Origin of the sequence: Paraburkholderia sp. (assembly GCF_047605525.1) — a bacterium.
Taxonomy (GTDB): Bacteria; Pseudomonadota; Gammaproteobacteria; order Burkholderiales; family Burkholderiaceae; genus Paraburkholderia.
On the sequence record NZ_JASGFN010000004.1, the window covers coordinates 360,714 to 381,682 of the forward strand.

General features: G+C 60.4%; 18 protein-coding genes. 13 read left to right on the forward strand and 5 right to left on the reverse strand.

Annotation, left to right across the window (positions count from 1 at the left end; genetic code table 11):
- The first annotated feature begins 59 nt into the window (after window positions 1-59).
- The 7 genes from QM685_RS08335 to QM685_RS08365 all read left to right on the forward strand — a co-directional run bounded on the left by QM685_RS08335 (window position 60) and on the right by QM685_RS08365 (window position 5,280).
- Entirely contained in the window at window positions 60-1,100 is a 1,041-nt protein-coding gene (locus QM685_RS08335; protein WP_415114725.1) for an aldo/keto reductase, read from the forward strand.
- Window positions 1,101-1,107: 7 nt separating this feature from the next.
- Complete coding sequence (locus tag QM685_RS08340; protein ID WP_415114634.1) at window positions 1,108-1,938, forward strand: amidohydrolase family protein; 831 nt, start codon at window positions 1,108-1,110, stop codon at window positions 1,936-1,938.
- Window positions 1,939-1,996: 58 nt separating this feature from the next.
- On the forward strand, window positions 1,997-2,740 hold the full coding sequence (locus QM685_RS08345) for an SDR family oxidoreductase (protein WP_415114636.1): 744 nt from the start codon (window positions 1,997-1,999) through the stop codon (window positions 2,738-2,740).
- 60 nt (window positions 2,741-2,800) lie between these two features.
- Window positions 2,801-3,649, forward strand: a complete 849-nt coding sequence (locus tag QM685_RS08350; protein WP_415114638.1) for an ureidoglycolate lyase — start codon at window positions 2,801-2,803, stop codon at window positions 3,647-3,649.
- 260 nt (window positions 3,650-3,909) lie between these two features.
- A complete protein-coding gene (locus QM685_RS08355) occupies window positions 3,910-4,425 on the forward strand; it encodes a hypothetical protein (RefSeq protein ID WP_415114640.1) in 516 nt (171 codons plus the stop codon).
- 9 nt (window positions 4,426-4,434) lie between these two features.
- On the forward strand, window positions 4,435-4,869 hold the full coding sequence (locus QM685_RS08360; RefSeq protein ID WP_415114642.1) for a hypothetical protein: 435 nt from the start codon (window positions 4,435-4,437) through the stop codon (window positions 4,867-4,869).
- A gap of 207 nt (window positions 4,870-5,076) precedes the next feature.
- Entirely contained in the window at window positions 5,077-5,280 is a 204-nt protein-coding gene (locus QM685_RS08365) for a hypothetical protein (protein WP_415114644.1), read from the forward strand.
- 784 nt (window positions 5,281-6,064) lie between these two features.
- On the opposite strand, the gene QM685_RS08370 is transcribed toward QM685_RS08365, so the two are convergent.
- Together QM685_RS08370 and QM685_RS08375 are read right to left on the reverse strand one after the other, a co-directional pair.
- Window positions 6,065-6,523, reverse strand: coding sequence for a hypothetical protein (locus QM685_RS08370; RefSeq protein WP_415114646.1), 459 nt, complete (start codon window positions 6,521-6,523; stop codon window positions 6,065-6,067).
- Window positions 6,524-7,130: 607 nt separating this feature from the next.
- Window positions 7,131-9,215 (reverse strand): P-loop ATPase, Sll1717 family, encoded by a 2,085-nt coding sequence (locus tag QM685_RS08375; protein WP_415114648.1) that lies wholly within the window; start codon window positions 9,213-9,215, stop codon window positions 7,131-7,133.
- A gap of 774 nt (window positions 9,216-9,989) precedes the next feature.
- Between QM685_RS08375 and QM685_RS08380 the strand changes: the two genes are divergently transcribed.
- Window positions 9,990-13,169 (forward strand): EAL domain-containing protein, encoded by a 3,180-nt coding sequence (locus QM685_RS08380; protein WP_415114650.1) that lies wholly within the window; start codon window positions 9,990-9,992, stop codon window positions 13,167-13,169.
- An 87-nt stretch (window positions 13,170-13,256) separates the two neighbouring features.
- Here QM685_RS08380 and QM685_RS08385 read toward each other — a convergent pair whose 3' ends face one another.
- Window positions 13,257-13,688 (reverse strand): PaaI family thioesterase, encoded by a 432-nt coding sequence (locus tag QM685_RS08385; protein ID WP_415114652.1) that lies wholly within the window; start codon window positions 13,686-13,688, stop codon window positions 13,257-13,259.
- Between the two features lie 279 nt (window positions 13,689-13,967).
- Here QM685_RS08385 and QM685_RS08390 point away from each other — a divergent pair, with 279 nt between their 5' ends.
- Complete coding sequence (locus QM685_RS08390; protein WP_415114654.1) at window positions 13,968-15,590, forward strand: methyl-accepting chemotaxis protein; 1,623 nt, start codon at window positions 13,968-13,970, stop codon at window positions 15,588-15,590.
- A 135-nt stretch (window positions 15,591-15,725) separates the two neighbouring features.
- On the opposite strand, the gene QM685_RS08395 is transcribed toward QM685_RS08390, so the two are convergent.
- Window positions 15,726-15,929 carry a cold-shock protein gene (locus tag QM685_RS08395; RefSeq protein WP_085488605.1) on the reverse strand — a complete coding sequence of 68 codons (204 nt, stop codon included), beginning with the start codon at window positions 15,927-15,929 and terminating at the stop codon, window positions 15,726-15,728.
- 306 nt (window positions 15,930-16,235) lie between these two features.
- The gene (locus QM685_RS08400; RefSeq protein WP_415114656.1) at window positions 16,236-17,369 is read right to left on the reverse strand and encodes an AGE family epimerase/isomerase; all 1,134 of its coding nucleotides are present in this window, start codon (window positions 17,367-17,369) and stop codon (window positions 16,236-16,238) included.
- Window positions 17,370-17,634: 265 nt separating this feature from the next.
- On the opposite strand from QM685_RS08400, the gene QM685_RS08405 reads away from it, so the two are divergent.
- From QM685_RS08405 to QM685_RS08420, 4 genes are all read left to right on the forward strand, one after another.
- Entirely contained in the window at window positions 17,635-18,324 is a 690-nt protein-coding gene (locus tag QM685_RS08405) for an MgtC/SapB family protein (RefSeq protein ID WP_415114658.1), read from the forward strand.
- A 142-nt stretch (window positions 18,325-18,466) separates the two neighbouring features.
- Window positions 18,467-19,579 carry a hypothetical protein gene (locus QM685_RS08410; protein WP_415114659.1) on the forward strand — a complete coding sequence of 371 codons (1,113 nt, stop codon included), beginning with the start codon at window positions 18,467-18,469 and terminating at the stop codon, window positions 19,577-19,579.
- A 346-nt stretch (window positions 19,580-19,925) separates the two neighbouring features.
- Window positions 19,926-20,084, forward strand: coding sequence for a hypothetical protein (locus QM685_RS08415; protein ID WP_415114661.1), 159 nt, complete (start codon window positions 19,926-19,928; stop codon window positions 20,082-20,084).
- 496 nt (window positions 20,085-20,580) lie between these two features.
- A complete protein-coding gene (locus QM685_RS08420; RefSeq protein WP_415114663.1) occupies window positions 20,581-20,883 on the forward strand; it encodes a hypothetical protein in 303 nt (100 codons plus the stop codon).
- Window positions 20,884-20,969 lie beyond the last annotated feature (86 nt).

The window sequence follows — 20,969 nt, forward strand, 5'->3', positions numbered from 1 at the left end:
TGGAAAGCAATTCCCGCTCGCGCATGGTAAAAACACGAGAAAACATGGAGACGCCCTCAATGACGGCATCGACCGGATCGAAGATCGGGCAGCGGCGCCGCATCGGCCGTGGCTCGCTGGAGGTGAGCGGATTGAGTCTCGGCACGGCGCCGCTCGGCGGCCTGTACCGCGACCTGTCCGACGAAGAGGCTCATGCGACGATCGCCGCCGCATGGGATGCGGGCGTGCGCTACTTCGACACCGCGCCGCACTACGGCAACACGAAAGCCGAACATCGGCTCGGCGCCGCGCTGCGCCACTATCCGCGCGGCGAGTACGTGCTGTCCACCAAGGTCGGCCGACGCTTCGTGCCGCGCACCTCGCCGTTCGACGACCGCGAAGGCTGGCAGAATCCGCTGCCCTTCGAAGCCATTTACGACTACACGCACGACGGCATTCTGCGTTCGTTCGAGGACAGCCAGCAGCGCCTCGGCATCGTCGATATCGACATCCTGCTCGTGCACGACATCGGCCGCGTCACGCACGGCGATCAGCATCCGCATTACTGGCGGCAACTGACCGAAGGCGGCGGCTTTCGCGCGCTGGAGCGGTTGCGTTCGAGCGGCGCGATCAAGGCGGTTGGCTTGGGCGTCAACGAAGGCGCTGTGATTCTCGATGCAATGGCCGAATTCGATATCGATTGCGCGCTGCTCGCCGGCCGTTATACGCTGCTCGAACAGACCACCCTCGACGACCTGCTGCCCGCCTGCGAGGCGCGCGGCGTCAGCATCCTGTTAGGCGGCGCGTTCAATTCGGGCATTCTGGCGCGCGGCGTTGCGGGCGATCTGAAGTTCAACTACGGCGCGGCGCCGGCCGAGGTGATCGAGCGCGTCGCGCGTCTGGAGTCGGTATGCCGCGCGCATGGCGTGCCGCTCGCCGCCGCCGCGTTGCAGTTTCCGTATGCGCATCCGGCGGTCGCCACCGTGCTGACCGGCGCGCGCAGTGCCGACGAATTGCGCGAGAACGTCGCGTCGTTCGAGCTGCCGATTCCCGCCGCGCTGTGGTCCGCGTTGCGCGAAGCCGGCCTGCTCGACGCCCGCGCGCCCGCGCCCGAGGATTGACCCGACGATGGCGATCGACGCTCACCAGCACTATTGGGACCCCGCGCGAGGCGATTACGAGTGGCTGACGCCCGAGCTGAAAATCCTCTACCGGCCGTTCGGCCCGGCGGACTTGCAGCCGTTGCGCGAGCAGGCCGGCATCGAGCGGACCGTGGTCGTGCAGGCGGCGCCGACGCTCGACGAAACCCGCTACCTGCTCGACATCGCGCGGCATGAGCCGTCTATTGCCGGCGTGGTCGGCTGGGTGCCGCTGTTGCTGCCGAATGCACCCGAGCTGATCGAAGTGCTCGCGCACGAGCCGAAGTTCAAGGGCGTGCGGCCGATGCTGCAGGACATTCCCGACGACGGCTGGATCGCCAACCCCGACCTCGCGCCGGCAATCGATGCGCTGATCGCCCACGACCTCGCCTTCGATGCGCTGATCTACGCGCGCCACGTCCAGTACGTCGAGATTTTCGCGCAGCGCTTTCCGGCGCTGCGCGTCGTCGTCGATCATGGCGCGAAGCCGCAGATCCGTTACGGTCAGGCGGGCTATCAGGTGTGGTGCGATGCGATCACGCGGCTCGCCGCGCTGCCGCAGGTGCATTGCAAGCTCTCGGGTCTCGCCACCGAGGCGTCGCCCGGCTGGACCGAGGACACGCTGCGGCCGTACGTCGAGCATCTGCTGAATACGTTCGGCCCCGCGCGGCTGATGTGGGGCAGCGACTGGCCGGTGCTCGAACTGAATGGCGACTATCTGCTCTGGCATTCGGTGGCGACCACGCTGCTTGCGTCGTTGAGCGACGCCGAGCGCGCTGCCGTGTTCGGCGAGAACGCCGCCGCGTTTTACCGGCTTTGATTTTTTGGCCGCTTTGGCCACTCTGCAACGTTAGCAGCCCATTGAACTGGAGTCGTAGATGACACAAAGACTGGCCGGCAAAACGGCCCTGATCACCGCCGCGGGACAAGGCATCGGTCTCGCCACCGCCGAACTGTTCGCGCGCGAAGGCGCGCGCGTGATCGCCACCGATATCCGCATCGACGGACTGGCCGGCAAGCCGGTCGAGGCGCGCAAGCTCGACGTGCTGGACGGCGCGGCAATCAAGGCGCTGGCCGCCGAGGTCGGCACGGTCGACGTGCTATTCAACTGCGCGGGCTTCGTGCACGCGGGCAACATCCTCGAATGCAGCGAGGAGGATTGGGATTTCGCGTTCGATCTCAACGCGAAGGCGATGTACCGGATGATCCGCGCGTTCCTGCCGGCAATGCTGGAGAAGGGCAGCGGCTCGATCGTCAATATGTCGTCGGCGGCGTCGAGCGTGAAGGGCGTGCCGAACCGCTTCGCGTATGGCGCGTCGAAAGCCGCCGTGATCGGGCTGACCAAGGCCGTTGCCGCGGATTTCGTCACGCGTGGTGTACGCTGTAACGCGATTTGCCCGGGCACGGTATCCTCGCCGTCGCTCGAACAGCGAATCGCCGCCCAGGCGCAGGCGCAGGGTGCGACGCTCGAGGCGGTGCAGGCCGTGTTCGTCGCGCGTCAGCCGATGGGCCGCGTCGGCAAGGCGGAGGAGATCGCCGCGCTCGCGCTGTATCTCGCGTCCGACGAGTCGTCGTTCACGACGGGCCAGGCGCACGTGATCGACGGCGGCTGGTCGAACTGATCCGGTCCCGCCGATCCGATCGACGAACCGAACACAACTGAACCAAAGGAAAGTGCAACGATGAAACTGCTTCGTTATGGGCCGAAAGGCCAGGAAAAACCGGGCCTGCTCGACGCGCAAGGCAAGATTCGCGATCTGTCGAAGGCGGTCGGCGATATCGACGGTGCGGCGCTCAGCGATGAAAGCCTCGCGAAACTGCGCGCGCTCGATCCGGCTTCGTTGCCGGTGGTCGAAGGCAATCCGCGTATCGGGCCGTGCGTGGCCAGGATCGGCAAGTTCATCTGCATCGGGCTGAACTATGCGGATCACGCGGCGGAATCGAACCTGCCGGTGCCGGCCGAACCGGTGATCTTCAACAAGTGGACGAGCGCGATTTCCGGCCCGAACGACGACATCGAAATTCCGCGCGGCTCGAAGAAGACCGACTGGGAAGTCGAACTCGGCGTGGTGATCGGCAAGGCGGCGAAGTATGTCGACGAAGCGAACGCGCTCGACTACGTGGCGGGCTACTGCGTGATCAACGACGTGTCGGAGCGCGAATGGCAGATCGAGCGCGGCGGCACGTGGGACAAGGGCAAGGGTTTCGACACGTTCGGCCCGATCGGCCCGTGGGTCGTTACGCGCGATGAAGTCGCCGATCCGCAGAACCTGAGCATGTGGCTCGAAGTGGATGGCCATCGTTATCAGAACGGCAGCACGAAGACGATGATCTTCAATGTTGCGAAGGTCGTGTCGTATGTGTCGCAGTGCATGAGCCTGCAACCGGGTGACGTGATTTCGACTGGTACGCCGCCGGGTGTTGGGATGGGTGTTAAGCCGGAGCCGGTGTATCTGAAGCCGGGGCAGACGGTGCGGCTTGGTATTGAGGGGTTGGGTGAGCAGACGCAGAAGACTTATGCGGCGGAGTGAATAGGGTGATGCGTGGATGCCTTGGCTGACGTTTGGGTTCAGGTAGGCAGACGCCGGGTTTTATAAGCAGTGTTGCAACAGGAAAAGCCGTTCCCGTTTTTGCGGGAGCGGCTTTTTTTTGCTCATCGACGATTTTTCAGATCGCGGTTGAGCACTTTCATCCATCGCCTATTTCACTGTTTCTTGCTGGCCGGTAGTTTGACGAGTTAGCGGTGGTTCTGCTTTTTGCGACGGTCGGTGCGCGCGTAGCTTGACATGTTATGTGGGATTCCAAGATTAAGGAAAATTTAATGCCAGGAGAAAATTTTCCCTGCCGAACGGCGCGCCATCTCATGGCGTTTTGCCTGGTTGTGAGCGTAGGCAACGCAGGCGCCTGTACTATTTCCGAGGATATGATAAGCAGCTTACCTCTCAACTCGACGGAAATTCAAAATTCTGATCGTATTAAGATCGCCGATATGGTGCTGGCTGCGAGGCAATGGCCGGACGTCGAAATTAGATGCATCGTCTATGCGGGCGGATATATAAAAGAGCAAAATCCGAAGGCGATAGCAGCAGAGCGCGCAAAAATCCTCAAAAGCTACCTGGTCCAACTTGGTGTGAAAGAGGGGAATATTTGGCTTGATACGAGAATCATCAAGGAACCGGATACTGATGACAAAGGTATTGAAACACTCGATCAGATTGCGGTAACTCTTGTTCCGATATGTGAAGGCGGATGCGAGCGTCTTTGCAACGACCCGCGTGTGATACCTAATAACAAGGCAATTAAATAACGTTCGTCTATGGGTATTAAATTGATCGCCCTAGCCATTGGGATGCTATCTGTCAGCGCGCAAGCGTGCAACACGGCTGAGAACCTTCCCGGTCAAAATATCGACCTTTATTTCCAGAAGAATTCGTCCCGGATATCTGCGGATCAAGCTTTAAAGATGGCTAACTGGGCTATCGATATGCGCCTGAAGTATCCCATTCAAGAGGTGCTGTCGATTAGAGGATTAGCTGAAGAAAACGAAAGAGAACCCGAAAATTTGGCACTGCAACGCGCTGACAAAGCGAAGACCATGTTGATGCAATTTGGCCTCACTCAGGTTCCATACGATATTCGTGGTGGAATATATCGACCCTTGGTTCATTCTGTAGAATCGCCTGAAAAGATCAGACGTGTCGAGATTGAGTTGTCACCCGGATGTCCTGATAATTGCTGCGACGGAAAATAAATTTCAACATTCAAAGAGAAGGGAGACGCAGTGTTGTGACCGCTTCAGTTGCCATATCAGATCGCCTTTAACCGTAGATACAAGCGGGCCACCTATCTGCGAAAACATGAGCGACGCGGAATTCAGAAAGACTGTTCTGACCTTGCGCGACGATGCAGTCAAATTTATTGAACTCAGAATTCAAGAGTTAACTCTCTGGAAAAGTCGTTGACTCTGATTGGCGTGGACAACCTGGGCAAGCGCGAGCCGCTCGCTGAGATCTGCTACCGTGTCACGACCAGCGCGCGGCAATACGTTGGAATGACTGACGATCAAGGCCGTACCGAACGTATGCAGGTACTCGGTCCCGAGTACACGAAGATCGAGATGAAGGTCGATGCTGACCGGCTTCCCGTCAAGGACGATGACTGATCATTGATGCTGGACTGTCCTGATTTTTTTTCGTAATATCGCTCCAAAGCTGCCGCTTTCTTCCGCGATACGGCGTGCGCGAAGATGGGGAGCGCAAATCGTGATTCGCTTCGCGCGCCTGCGCCGGTTCGCCCAATGAAGTGCCGGGGCTCAAGGGAGCGCCTAGGTCGATTCTATACATCAGGGCATAGCCGCACTAACAACCGGCCCAATATCGCAGCTAGAAATGCGAATATTGCGAACCATCCCGTCTGCCGTATGCCCGCCAAACGGTTATCCTCCGCGTTTTTTTGAGTGTGTCTATATACCTCACGGCCATCTGCGCTCATACGCACAATTGTGCTGTCGCAATATTCCAGGCGCGCGCGTGATCCAGATGTTAGTCCGTCAAACAATGTCATCGAAAAAGGTCCGAGACGATGTCCCGTTCCCCCAGCCAACAAAAGAGGGTCGCCATCGCCGAGGAAAGATACTGTCTTTCGGCCGAATATAGACCCGACGGCGAACGTTCCGTCATAGCTCACCGTGTGACACGGTAGACCAATTGGTTTCTCAACCCAGAGAAGCAACGTCATTGAGAGCGCGGCTACTCCAGAAAGTAGTCCAATCAAATAAAGCATTACGCCTAGAACTTTCATTTTTTTGCAATCTTCTAGCTCGTTTCCGTCGCAAATTTGCCGTCGAGGCGTTGATCGTCGATGCCGGGATGGCCGGCCTGGCCGACCATGGCTCCGGAAGTGATTATGCTCGATCGCTTTGATCGCCGACTATGATGCGTCGAGCATTACTGCACTGTGTTCGAGGGCAATGTGTCAGAGGCTTTCGCGGTCGGGTCGTTGCGATGTGGGGCGTTCGCGCTGGAGACAGGCAATTTCGTTTGCTGTGCTCTCGCGCTTTGCGATGCCTCGGCAAGCAGCCTCGCCGCATGGCTCGCGGTGATGCGGCTGTGTGGGACGCCCTTTGCGTCGAGAGCGATCACCTGGAATAGCTCACGGTCGCATTCGAGTTCATGTTGATACTGCTCTGCTGTATCCAGAAGTAATTCGAGCAGCGTTTGACGGTTGCGCCTTTCGTCGCGTGTTATCGCCGGGTTTTTACATATCGACGATGCGAGGGTGATCAGGGTGTCCAGTTGGCTTACCTGACGGTCGCATAAATCGAATGCAGAAAGGGCAAGCTTTTCGTACTGGAGGGCGTCGACGGGGGGACGTGAAGCTGGTTGGTTTTTGACGGACCTGGTCATGGTGCGATCTTCTCCCTGTTGCTTCCTGGATCGCCTGGTCACTCGCTTTTGCGGAAAGGGGGTGAGCGGGCACATGGAAGGGTTAGCAGACTGGCGTTACGTCAAACCAGCGAGCCTTGCGGCTCCCCCTCCACAGCCCGCCCATAGAAATATAGACGTGCAGCGGTAGACGTACTCCCACCTGAGTGGGAGTACGGACGTAACGTTCAGGCTGCTAAACCTGATCGCCGGGTGTTTCCCGACGACCGAATGATTATACGGCAGGAGTTATCTCACATTTGACTGGTTGGGCTAGATGGTGAGATTTGGCCGATTGGATAAGGTGCGATAGGTGAGGAGCATTTCTTTGCACACTGGGCTGAATCGAGGTGGAAGTTGGTAGGTGGGCTATTGGCTGTTGCCGCAATTGTTCGGGCGATAACCGATCATTGAAAGATGGCCGCTCACGGGGAAGGGGGAAGACCGAAATCGACCCCAAACGGCCTTTCATCTCTCGCTCTATCAATGGCTGTTCGTGGGTCTATTACTGCCAAACACGATTTACCGGAAGTCATTTTGTCTTTCCCGATCCAATTACGCTGATTTTCGACTTTGAGGACGTAGCCGGTTAACGCTTCTTGGCACGTGTCGATTTAATCCCGAGATAATTCCTCTCGTACATGTCGAGCAACGTATTCATTTGTTGATCAACGGCATCGTGTTTGTCAGGGCTTCGCAATTTCTGCAAAATCTTACAGACAAATTTCGCGGGCAATTTCACCAGTACCACGCCATGAGACTGGTACATTTCCTTAATCCAATCGAGATCTTTTCCGCTATGCAAATATTCATCAAGATCTCGTGTAATCATAAATCCAAGGGCGCCATACATACCAGTTAAATACGATTGGAGCTGTCGATATTCCGTCGCCCCTAGCTCCCCATAATTTTTAATTTCGAAGATTGCGTGGCGAACTCCATAGTCAGTTCTCACTCGTCGCCAGAATTCGGATTCTTCACGGTTGCGCCCGACAATGTCGCGTCGTTGTACAGCAGCCCCGTTGGGATGGGATTGTATGTTCGTCAGGTGCGCAGCGAACGCAATTCTTAATGCATCAAGGCACCATAATTCAAATTCCCTTTGCCCGTCCGAACCGACAGGGATTTTTTCCAATTTCGAGACAGTTTGGCCGATTCTCGCATTTCTAATTTCCGGCGTGACTGATTGGACTTTTATGTCGTACTCGTCAGTTATTTCTTCGGCCTCATCCGGCATTAATGCGTTACGGCTCAGATTCAACCCAAGCCAGTAGCATGGGTGAATCAATAGCCGCGACTTATCGTCAAATGCCACATCAGGGGTTCTGCCGTCATGGCAAAACGTAAAAGTGCCTGTAGTTATCTCTTGGACTCCGAGAAACCCAACACTATAAAGCCCCTGAAGTATTCCACTTGGTTCGAGAAGTCTAATGTCCCGCAGCACAGCTTGTGACTCGTCTTCGTCGAGTTTTTCAATGACTCTACCCAATAGTTCGGTTGCCGTGGCGACATCGAATTCTGGCTCTCCATCGGCAAAGACGTTTGATACGGTCTGAATAGAGGGGAATACTTTTTGATATTCCTTCCAGAGATCCTCCAAACGCGCTACTGAAATAGATCTTGCCGCAAATTCCAAATCGGAAAAAATTGCGGTAGAGCGGTTCTCGCGAGACGCACTATAGAAGGCCTCATTCAATAGCGATAGCAAGTCACGCGGTCGGTAAAGAGTGAACTGCAAGCACTGCTTGAAGCCATCTCGTCCTTGCAATACGCCCGCGGTGCATCGATCCCAGATGCGCTGATCTTTTTCAAGGTCAAGCTTGAAGCACACACGCATTCTGGCGGCCGCCAGGAGTAACAATTGCGCCCAATCCCAATGCAGGCGAATTACCTGGCCCTCGATATTTCTGGAGTAATCTGGATCTTCTTTCGCAACGGCACGATAAATGTTATCTCGCAGAAAAATAATTGGTCGTATTTTATCCGCCCGTTTATTTAACTCTATCGATGCGTATGCCAAGCCAGTGATGATGCCGATACCAATTTCATCCGGTTCATAACCCTCGTCCAAGCGGTCCAATAAGAGAACAAATCTCCGCTCAGAAAGCTCGGTGAGGGAGATAACCTTGCTCTCAATATGATTCAAATCGAGGTTGCCAGGCAAATCTCCCACTGCTTCTTCGGGGGACGCGCTGGACAAAAAGGCCTTTGCAATATGTCGACATTTGGTCAGCAAATTCCCTTTGACACTGCCCCAGCGGTTCAAATGCTCCCGAAGTGTCTCATCATTTTCTACCAAATGCCCCAGCTTGTAATTGCCCCGAATATACGCGGCAATTTCCATGAGCATAGCATACCGCCAAAGCAGGCGAGTGGATGCCCGCGCCAAATTAAACGAAGTTGAAAATGGTTTTAGTAATGATCGGAATCCAATTACTTCCGTATCTTCCGGCGAGAAAGGGAGGACAACGATTTTTTTGTCGCCCTCCCAATGCTTTTGAAGCTGTAAGTACAACGCGCTTTTTCCAGTGCCTCGCCGCCCAACCACCACGGTACGCTCGTCTGTCTCGATAAGTGTCCGAAAATCGGCAGTTGCAACGAATGCCTCAGTGAGCATTTTCTTGTCATTCTCTGCCGTGGTGTCACCGAGTGCGTTAGCTTTGATGTCTGTCATGGTGATCGTTCGTCACGCGCTTTGTCCATGTGGCACTTCTCATACTCTTGATTCTACAGTTTTCTCTCTGCGTATTGGCGACCATTCGCTGGCATTCCTTAGGGAAGGCTGCATCAGTTCTAAATAGCCAGCCACGGTACAAGAGGATTACGCAAAGCGACGACCTGAGAGCCTAGGTCAGCAACGGCGAGGCGTGTTACGGCGGCTCTACACGAAGGGAAGAGGCCAGTTTCGGCGAAATAACGGCCGTTCGAATGGCTATGTGACGGCGATGTCGACTGTCGTCTCCTGGCCGAACACGGTCCAATACAGATCAACACCCCCACCGACCTCCCAGGCAAAGCATAGCCTTGCCCCTCCCACTTCACGCCATGAGTTATTGCCGCAGATACACAGTCATGCGGCATTCCTTTCCGAGCGAGACTCAGTCTGCGTGCCGCTCGCCACGATCATTCCACCGGCGTCACCGGTTCCAGGCCCACCGCGAGGCAGCCGAGGCCTCGATTGGCGAGCGTCGTCAGCCTACGCCACAACCAACCCCACCCCTCACCCCAACCCAACCCTCTGCACTGCAATGTCGCACACCAAGCACCGTCTCGGTGACTTTTAAGCAAAAGCTCAAGAAACAAATCAACCCGCCGATAGCTTGAACAGAGGTCTTTCGCGCCTTTCGCACTCAAATCAGATCCGACACCCCCCGTACGGAGAAAACGCAGTGAATCGTCCGGCTTACGGCACCCGGGGCGCACGCTTCGCGCGCGAACCGCAACGCTTATGACACACAACCTGTTCTTCCGGTTACTCGCGCGTCTTCGCGTCGGCCGCAAGCTATTGCTGATCTATCTGCTGGACCTGAGCGCGGTGCTGTATATCAGCGGCATCCTGATCCACGAGAAGTACATCGCGATTGACTTCTCCAACAAGGAACTGGTCGGCAACGCCTACGTCGCTGCGATGCAGGACGTGCTCATCGACTTTGCACTCGCCGGAGCCGGGCAGCCGCCGACGGCAGCTCAATTGCAACACACGGCGAACCGGCTCGCCGACGCCGAGAGCCGCTACGGCGCCAACATGAAAAGCGCCGAACTCAATGCGCGCGTCCTGAACGTGCTTGCAGCCACGGCGGCGCCCCATGCCAGCGACGCGACGGTGGACAGCGGTCTCGACGCGGCGCGCGCCCTGGTGACGCGAGTCGGCAACCAGTCGAACCTGATCCTGGATCCGGATCTCGACAGCTACTACTCGATGTCTCTGTCGATCCTGCGCTATCCGGAACTGCTCGGCGACATCAACAAGATCGGCCGCCACCTGCACGATGCCGGCTCGAATCACCGCGCCGCGCCGATGAGCCACGATGAGCTGCGCACCCGCTACCTCGTGCTGGAAGGCCAGCTCGACGCTGTCTTGCAGGAGCTGCGTTCCGACTATGCGGAGGCATCCGCGGCGAACAGCACGCTGAACGGTTCGATCGGCCCCGCGATCGGGCACATGCTGGCCACGGTCGATGCATTTCGTGGAGAGGCCGGCACGGCAGTCGATGCCGGTGCGGATGCCGGCACGCTGGCCGCTCTCGACGCCGCGCAGCAGCGCGCAATCAAAGGGGTGAGCGACGCCTGGAGCGTGACCGGCAATCAGCTCGAAACACTGCTGCACGAGCGGGTACGCGGTCTCTTCGAGCGGATGTGGCTGCACCTGGGCACCGCGCTGTTTCTCCTATGCGCGATCCTGAGCATGGTGTACTTCGTCGCGCAGCAGATTTCGCGGCCGCTGCGCCAGCTCGCGCGCGTGATGGACACGGTGCGGCGCACGGGTGACCACTCGCTGCGCGCCAGCTGGCACAGCCAGGACGAGATCGGCCAGCTCGTGCGCGGCTTCAACGACATGCTTGCGCAACTCGACCGCGAGCGTGACGTGCAAAAGGAACTCGCCGCGACCGCGCGCGCGTCGGCCGCGCAGTACGCGCTCGTCGAGGCGACGCCGGTGCCGATGGTCGTCACGGCGATCCCGGGCCATGAAGTGTTGCACGCGAACGAGCCCGCGCTCTACTGGCTCAATGGCTGCACGGTCGACCCGTGGGGCTTCGGTCTCGACTCGGAGGTGCGCGCGCGCTTCTTCCAGCAGCTCTCGGACCGCGACGCCGTCGATGAATTCGAAGTACGCTGGAAAGCCGTCGGTGAACCCACCTGGGCGATGTTGTCGGCGCGCCGCTTCGACTTTCAGGGACGCGACGCCGTGCTGACCGCGTTCACGCCGATCAACCAGATCAAGCTGATGGAGCAGCGCCTCGAGTTATGGGGCAAGGTGTTCGAAGCCTCATCCGAAGCGATCCTGATTCTCGATGAGCAACGGCGGCTCGTGACCGCCAACGCATCGTTCTATCGCGCGACCGGCTATCGTGCCGACGACGTGACGGGCCAGGAGCCCACGTTCATCTTCGGCTCGCAGGAGCACGACGACATCCTTCCGGGGGTTATCGATTCCGTCAATCGCCTGAGCACGTGGCACGGCGAAGCGCACATACGGCGCCGCGCCGGCAGCGACTACCCGGCCTGGCTGATGATGAGCGCGGTGCGCGACCGACGCGCGAACCTTTCGCACTACATCTGCACGCTGATCGACATCACGGACCGCAAGAAGAGCGAGGCGCGCATCCAGTTCCTCGCGGAGCACGACGTGTTGACGGAGCTGCCGAACCGCGAACTGTTCGTCAAACGTCTTGGCATCGTGCTCGGCAACGCGCGCCGCGCGGGGCAGCGCGTCGCGGTGCTGTTTATCGATCTCGATCGCTTCAAGGACATCAACGATTCACTGGGTCATCACGTCGGCGACAACCTGCTGCGCTCGGTGTCGCGGCGACTGTTGCAGGCCGTGCGCAGCAACGACACGGTCAGCCGCCTCGGCGGCGACGAGTTCACGGTGATCCTGAACGGCGTCAGCAACGCGGCCGACGTCACGCGCACGATCGAAGATCGTTTGCTGCCCCTCGTGCGCCAGCCGCACGAGGTCGGCGGCGTGACGCTGCAGGTGTCGTGCAGTGTCGGCGTGGCGCTGTTTCCGGACGACGGCTCGGACATCGAAACGCTGATGCAGAACGCCGATGCCGCGATGTATCAGGCAAAGGGCGCGGGGCGCAATCTCGTCAAGTTCTTCTCGTCCGACATGGCCGAACGCACCCGCTACCGGCTGACACTCGAAGCATGCCTTCGCGCTGCAATCGAGAGGCACGAATTCCGGCTCGAGTACCAGCCATGCGTCGACGCGCACACGGGTCAGCTCGTTTCGGTGGAAGGGCTGCTGCGCTGGAACAGTCCGCAGATAGGCGCCGTGTCGCCCGCGCAGTTCATTCCGGTCGCCGAAGAGACGAGACTCATCATTCCGATCGGCGCATGGGTGATCGATGAAGCGTGCCAGCAGATCGCCGCATGGGACGCGGAAGGGTTGCCGCCGCTGCGTGTCTCGATCAACCTCTCGGCGATCCAGCTGCGCGATCCGGACCTGATCGGCACGCTCCAGGGCAGTCTCGCCCGGCATCAGGTCGACGCGAAGCGGCTCGAACTCGAGATCACCGAAACCGTGCTGATGGACAACGCGGAGAACTATCTCGCGACGACCAACGCCATTCGCGCGCTCGGGATCAAGCTGTCGCTCGACGATTTCGGCACTGGCTATTCGAGCCTCAGCTATTTGAACCGCTTCCCGCTCGACCGGCTCAAGATCGACCGCGCGTTCGTGCTCGACATGCTCGATGCGCCGGCAGACCTCGCGATCATTCGCGCGATCATCGAACTGGGCCACGAACTCGGCTTGCGGGTGGTCGCCGAAGGTGTCGAGAACGAACACCAGGCGCGCATCTTACGCACGATCGGCTGTGATGAACTGCAGGGCTTTCTGTTCTCTGAAGCGTTGTCGCCCGCGGATCTCTGGTCGTGGACCACCGAGCGGAAAGTGGCCTAGAGGGCGGCATCTGGCGTGCGGGGCGGCGCCGATCAGAGGCAACCAAGGCCGCCTTCCAGGATGAATGACCCGAAGAAATCAGGCGGGTCACACTACGCCTGCTGGCACCTCCTCCCCGATCCGGTTGACCGTCCCCTGCGCAACCGCCACGAGCTTTTCCCGATTCCCGTCCATCACATACACGCTGCACTGGCAGATCGCCTGGTGCCGGCCCGCATGCACGACGTTCGCGCGCGCGATCAGCATGCCGCTTATCGCCGGGCGCAGATAGTTGATCTTGTATTCGCCGGTCACGACTTTCGGTCCGAGCGACAGCGCGCCCGCGAACGTCAGCGCGTTGTCGGCGAGATAGCTGATGACGCCGCCATGCACGAAGCCGTGCTGCTGGCGCAGCTCGTCGCGAATCGGCAGACAGAGGGTGAGTTCGTTGCTGCCGGCGTGCATCAACTCCGCGCCTAGCAGCATGCTGAACGGCTGGGCGTGCAGTGCGCCGCGCGCCCGGTCGAGTAGGTCGGTCATCGTGATTCCTTCGTGCAATGCCCTGTGGTGCGTGAGTGCCGCCGCAGCGGCCGGCGTGCTCCGTGCGGTCCCTACCCACTCTAGGAAGCGTGGTGGCGCTACGCAAGGTGATTCCACACGGCGCGCGCCACATTGTTGTGCAAAACGGCTGTAATCATGACGATCGACGATGAAACCAGCATATAAGCCTTCTTTTGCGGGAATTGGCCTCAAGCCGCGCGCCGACCTGCCGTTAACCCTGGCATAGCTCCGTCATTCCTTGCCTTTCAGGTGTCCACGATGTTCAGCAAGATCAAGGTCGCATCCGGCCTGCTATGTGTTCTGGCCGCGTTCTGTGTTTTCCAGCTCGTTACGGTGGGCCTCGGCTTCTGGTCGCTGACGCGCACGCACGACGACGTGGGCGATCTGTCGAACATCGCGCTCGAGCAGGTCGACGCGGTCAACCAGACGACCCAGCGCCTGATGGACGCGCGCATCAACCTGTCGCGCGCCGGCACGCGCATGGTGCGCGGCGGCGCGGAGCCCACGGACATCGTGCAGCACGCGCGCGAACAGCTCGCCGCCGCCGATCAGTCGTTCGCCGCCTTCATGAGCGCGAAGAAAACGGGCAGCGAAAACAGCGCGCGCGCCGCCGCGCTCGCCGAGCGTTACAAAACGCTGCACGGTGCGCTGACCGAGCTCGCGCAGTATCTCGACTCGAACAACATCCAGGCCTTTCTCGATCAGCCGACCCAGTCGTTCCAGGACGCCTATCTCGCGGAATCGCATAACTTCGCGCAATTCGGCGACGCCGCGAGCCGCGCGTCGCTCGATTCGATCGATGCGCGCGTGGCGGCGTTCCGCATCGTCAGCGTTGTGATCCTGCTCGTGCTCGTGGCCGGCACGTTCACGGTCCACGCGGCGCTGCGCCGTGGCGTGGTCGCGCCGCTCGAGGAGGCGGCCCGCCACTTCGAGCGCATCGCGCAAGGGCGCCTCGATCAACCGATCGTCGCGCGCGGGACCAACGAAATCGGCCGCCTGTTCTCCGGCCTCGCGACGATGCAGGCGAGCGTCGCGCGCACCGTGCAGACCGTGCGCGAATCCGCCGACTCGATCCATATCGGCGCGGACGAGATCGCCACCGGCAACGCCGATCTGTCGGCGCGCACCGAAAACCAGGCGGCGTCGCTCGAAGAAACCGCATCGAGCATGGAAGAACTGACGGCGACCGTGCGTCAGAATGCCGATCACGCGCGCGAAGCGAACGCGCTGGCCGAGACCGCGCTCGATGCAACCTCGCGCGGCAGCGAAGTCGTCAACGAGGTGGTCGACAAGATGCGCGGCATCGCGCAAAGCTCGGACAAGATCGCGGAAATCATCTCCGTGATCGACGGGATTGCGTTCCAGACCAACATCCTCGCGCTCAACGCGGCCGTCGAGGCGGCGCGCGCGGGCGAGCAGGGCCGCGGCTTCGCGGTCGTCGCGGGCGAAGTGCGCGGGCTCGCGCAACGCAGCGCGCAGTCGGCGAAGGAGATCAAGACGCTGATCAGCGAGTCGGTCGCGGAGATCCAGGGCGGCTCGGCGCTCGTCGAGCGCGCCGGCGAAGCGATGAGCCACGTGTCCACGTCGATTTCGCGCGTCACGCAGATGATGGCGGAGATCAGCGCATCGTCGCTCGAGCAGAGCACCGGCATCGAGCAGGTGAACCAGGCGGTCGTGCAGATGGACCAGATGACGCAACAGAACGCGGCGCTCGTCGAACAGGCCGCCGCGGCGGCCGCTTCGCTGCATCAGCAGACGCAGCAATTGAAGCAGGCCGTTTCCGTGTTCGAAATTTCGGAAACTGTGTTGCGCACGCAACATCCCGGTGCAATGTCGGCGGCGAATGCGCAATTCGGATTAACCGGAATGCATGCCGCTTAAAGCGGCGACGCTTAAAAAGAAGGCATCGAAAAAAGAAAATGGCTCGCATAAAGCGAGCCATTTTGCATTAGACGCAGGGGCCTCGAGAGGCGCCTATTTTAACGTCCAGGTCGGTGTCAAAGTACCAGAAGGTACTTAGATCGACTGGATGTTTGCAGCCTGTTTGCCCTTAGGGCCTTGTTTGACTTCGAACGACACCTTCTGGTTTTCCTGCAGGGACTTGAAGCCCGAGGACTGGATTTCCGAGAAGTGTGCAAACAGGTCTTCGCCGCCGTCGTCCGGCGTAATGAAACCAAAGCCCTTTGCATCGTTAAACCACTTAACAGTACCTGTTGCCATTTTTGATCCAATAAATGTTGTGTGTTGCATTCGCACTCCGCTATTTCTCGACGTGAGGGCGAAGCGCGAGGGGAGAGTTGTATCACGTCTTTATGACAGACGCCAATCAACCCGTATCCGGGTATTCCCCGGGTTTGAGTTTTTTTCACCGCCTGGACGGGCCTGGCGAGGACTTTTGGGCTGCCAGGGTATACCAGTGGTATTGCCTTTCCGCAAAAACAGTCGGGCTGGCTTTGTCCGGCAGTGCGTGTCTTTTTTATCGGATTGTCCAACCCGCTAACTTCTTTCATTGTCGTCCAGATTCGCTCAGGACGGCGTGTCCGGTTCCGCCGAGGCCGGCAGCGCCGCATAGGCAGTGGCCAGGTGATACGGTGTGGTCGAGGGCATGTCCGCGCGCGCGACCTCGCCGTCCGCCGTCTTGCATTCGAACCAGCCGCGTGGATGCAGAAAGCGTCGCTCGAAGAGCCCGATTTGCCGCGGCAGCGCCGCGCGCACGGCCGGGTCGTCGTGGCAGGCGAGCGCGCGCAGATATTCCGTTTGCGCCCAGATACGCTGGGTCGCGTCCTTGACGTTGCCGGCTTCGTCCAGCGACGCGCACACGCCGCCGCTGTCCGGGTCCACGCCATGCCGTCGCGCGAAGGTAAAGGCGCGCGCGAGCGCTTCGGCGAGCCCTGTGCCGTCGAACAGGCCGCCCGCCTGCCTGGCGAGCCAGTACCACTCGAACTGATGTCCCGGCTCCAGACGGTTGTCGTTCGCGCCGATCGGCAATTCGGCGACGCAGCCGCTCGGCGCATGCACGAAATGCCGCTCGACCGCGACGGCCAGGCGACGCAACGCGGCGCCGAAGACGTTGTCGCGCGTCGTTTCGCAGGCGGCGAGCCAGGCTTCGGTCAGGTGCATCAGCGGGTTTTGCAGCGGCGTGACCGTGACCTTCGAGAAGTCGACGCTCAGCGCGGCATTGAACAGATCGCCGTCGGCCGCGAAGTTCGACTGGATCAGCGCGGTCGTGTTGTGGACGAGCTTCAGCGCGTCGTGGCTGCCCGAGCGGCGCGCATATTCCGCGCACGCGAACACGACGAACGCGTGCGTGTAGAGGTCCTTGGTCGTGTCGAGCGGCACGCCGAGCGCGTCGACGCTATAGAACCATCCGCCGTGGTCGGTGTCCTGAAAGATGTGCGTCAGCGAGTCGAACAGCACGCGCGCGTGCTCCAGGTCGCCCGCCTGCGCGAACGTGAATAATTGTCGCGCGCACGCCATCGCCCGGTAGCGTTGCACGGGCGGCGGCTGATGATCGTCGGCGCCGAGCGCTTCGTAGGGCAGCTTCAACGCGCTGTTGAAGCCGGGTCCGCGCCACATCGGCAGCACCACGTTCGCGAAATGCTCGCGCAGCGCGGTCGCGGCGGTGGTCGTCGTGGCGGGAGAGGGGGGCGTGCTTGGCATGGTCGGATCGGGCTCGCGCAGTGTGTCGAGGCGGCGTTCGGGGCGGCGATTCAAGGTCGCGGTTCAAGTCATGATACAAAGCCGCGGTTCGGCGCCGCGGCGATGTGCGGCTTAGCATAATGCAAACGCCTTGCGCTGACACGCCGCCTCGATCATGTGAAACTCACGGCGCATATCAGGCGCATCACACACGCACGATGCAACGCGCGCATGACGCGACATCGACCAGCGCCGGCTCATTCGAACATTCAAATAAGGAGGAACAATGTTGGGCAATTTCGAACTCTTCTCACGTCTCGTGCTGGCCGCGGCGCTCGGCAGCGTGATTGGCTTCGAGCGCGAGCGGCTCTCGTGGGCGGCGGGCTTACGCACTCACATGCTGGTCTGCGTGGGTGCGACGCTCATCATGATCGTGTCGGCGTACGGTTTCTCGGACGTGCTGAAGGACGAACACGTCGTGCTCGATCCGTCGCGGATAGCCGCCCAGGTCGTGTCGGGCATCGGCTTTCTCGGCGCGGGCTCGATCCTGCTGCGCGGCGAGATCGTGCGCGGGCTCACGACCGCGGCAAGCCTGTGGTCGGTCGCGGCAATCGGGCTGGCGGTCGGCGGCGGACTGTACACGGCGTCGATCGCGGCGACCATCATCATTCTGATCATCCTCGCCGGCATCAAGCCGCTCGAGCGGCGCTTCATCACGGTCAAGCAGCGGCGTCAACTGACGATGATCGTCGAGCGCGGCGCGCTGACGTTTCACACGCTGCACGACGAACTCGGCGCCGCGAGTCCGCGCGTCAAGCAGTTCGTGATGCAGCAGAGCGACGACGCACCCGAATGCGACGAGGTGATGATCACGCTGCACCGCGTGTCGAATGTCGAATACGAGTCGATCTGCGCGCGCCTGCGGCAACTGCCCGGCGTGAAGGAGTTCCGTCAGGACGACGCGCCGTCGTCGTGAAAGGCGAAATCGTCGCAAATCGTCGGGCAATGGCTTCGGCGCGGGCGGACCGCCATGCGACAATGCGAGCTCTAAAAATTCCAGCGGCAATGACGAGCAGTATCCGGCGCCTGCGTTTGCGGCGACGACTGCTTTTTTCTCCATGACAGATTCCGTAGCATCCCCGCAGTCCAGGCCCCGGCGCGCCGCTTCGAAGAAGCAGCGCCAGGGCGGTGTCTCCACCGAAACCGAAAACAAGCTGGCGCGCGCGGCGCGCTCGGCACAACGCCTCGCGCAACTGAGCGGCGTCCCCCGCGACGACAGCACGCTCGACCTGTTCCCCGACGATCCCACTCGCGCGACGCTCGAAGCGATGAATATCGACGTCCGTCAGGGCACGCTGGATGGCTTCGAATTGCCGGATGTGGTGTTGCAGGCAGTCGGCGCGCTGGATGACGGCGCTTCGTCCGACAAGGCGGCGCGCCGCGTGCCACGTGCGGCGAAAGTTGATGCGCCGATGCCGGTCAATGAGCAGTTGAGCGGGTTCGATATCGAGCCGGCGATGCCGGATGGTGCGGTGAACAGCGCCGGCGAGGCCACGCCGAAGATTGAGGTAACCGCCAGCGACAAACTCGCGGCGTCCGCACGCGATCAGTCCACGCCGCCTGCTTCGACGATGGCGGCGGCGACCGTCGCGCGCAGCGTGACCGCATTGCGCCAGGCTGCCGAAACGGGTTCAGCAGCGTCGTCGACGTTTGGCGGCGGCAAGCCGCCGCAGCGTTCCGCGTCCGTGGACACCCGCGCGGCATCCGCCGCACCTTGGCGCGAAGGACAGCACGCCGAGCCGGAACTCGATCGCGCGCGAGCTACCGCGTTTGCCGATACCGTCGATGCGCTCTACGGTGTGATCGCGGATCAACGCCGCGCCGCGACCGATCATTCGCGCCGCATGAAATGGATGCTGTCGATCGTGGTCGGCGCGCTGCTGGTCACGGTGGCGATCGGTATCGCGCAGACCTTGCTGCTGATGCGTCTGACGCGCGAGACCAGCGCGCAGCAGTACCGCATCGAGCAGATGATGCAGAACCAGCAGGCGGCGATGGTCAGCCTGCTCGACACGCACACGGCGTTGGCCGCCGCGGCAGCCAACGCCGCGTCCGCGCCGGCCGCGACAATGCCTGCCGCGCCTGCGCAGGCCGGTGCGACGCCGCTTCACGACCGACGCGCCGCCCGTACGCCGCACGGCCACAAGGCGAAAGCGCTCCACTCGAACTGACCGTTATCCGCGCCGTGCCGACAGTGCGCTGGGCGGCGCGGTGAACGGTAGACGTGCTTCACGTGCAGCACAGTCAGCACGCGTGCCGTCACCAGCCCGGTAAGCGTTGCGCGCCAAACCGGCGCGCAGCCGCTATAGCCCGTCGACGCTCGTCGAATCCCCCCTTGCGCCCCGAATTGTTAAATCGGGGACGTTGTCATGATGCAACGCATCAGGGCTCAACTTACCTGAGACGTTGCGCCTGCCTAAAAAATTGCTGCATTGCACTAGCTTTTTACTAGGGGAAACCCTTATAATCGCATCTAAGGGAAAACCCTAGCAAATGCATCACTAACCGGGAGTCGCCATGAGCTACATCTTTGCAATGTTCCAAAAGGTCAGCGACCTCTTTGCGTCGCCCCATCTGCCGCTGGATTCGGACTACTCGTACGAAGCGCGCAGCCGCGAAGCAGAACGTAAGCGCCGCGCGCAAGCCACGCTGTTCGGCATCAAGCTGACCGACTAAAGCCTGCCTCACCGTCCCGAGCGCAATGCATCGGGGGGCGCGCACTTCGGGTGCGCATATCTATTGAAGCCGCGATTCGCACACACGCGAATCGCGGCTTTTATTTTTGAACTGCGGACGTCACCTCAAACCTCGCAATTCTTACAACTAACTAACATCGGTGATGCAACGCGCTTGCGCAAATATTTCGCGGCCGAAATGAATGTAACGGCGCCTTCTCTCCGGTTCGCGGTGCCATGCCGCCGGCTGCCGCCGTGAGGCTCGGAGAACGGGGCTCGAAAGCAAAAACGGGACTTCCTCATCCGTCCCCATCTATGAAATTCTCGCTTACAAGTGCTCACGTCTTCACGAGATTCGGGCCGCTAAAGTGGCTCTCAAGCGTACGGCGTCTGGTTCGGGTCTCCGGCGAATCGAATGAATCGAATCGTGAAACCCGCGTGAAACCTGAACGACCGCGGACGCTGGCCTGGAATAAAACTTTGATGAGAGGTTCACTATGAAAACCTTTAGCAAGGCATCGCGCTCGGTTATCGCAACTCTGCTCGCTGGCGGCGCACTGCTCGCTGCCGGCAGCGCATTCGCCCAGGAACGGGTCGTCATCCAGAATGGCCCGGCGCCGGTCGTGTACGGTCAGCCGCACATGATGCCGGTGGGCTTGTCGATCAGCATCGGCTGGCATGGCGATCGTTACTGGGATGGCCATCGCTACTGGGAGCATGACGAGTGGATGCGCCATCATCCGCACGACTACGATCCGCGCCATCACGACGACCATCGTCCGCCCCCGCATCGTTATTAATGCGGGCATGACGGCGCCGCGCGCAGCGGCGTGAGTCCACGAAGCCGGTCTTTCCCTCGCGGGAAGACCGGCTTCGTCGCGTCTGG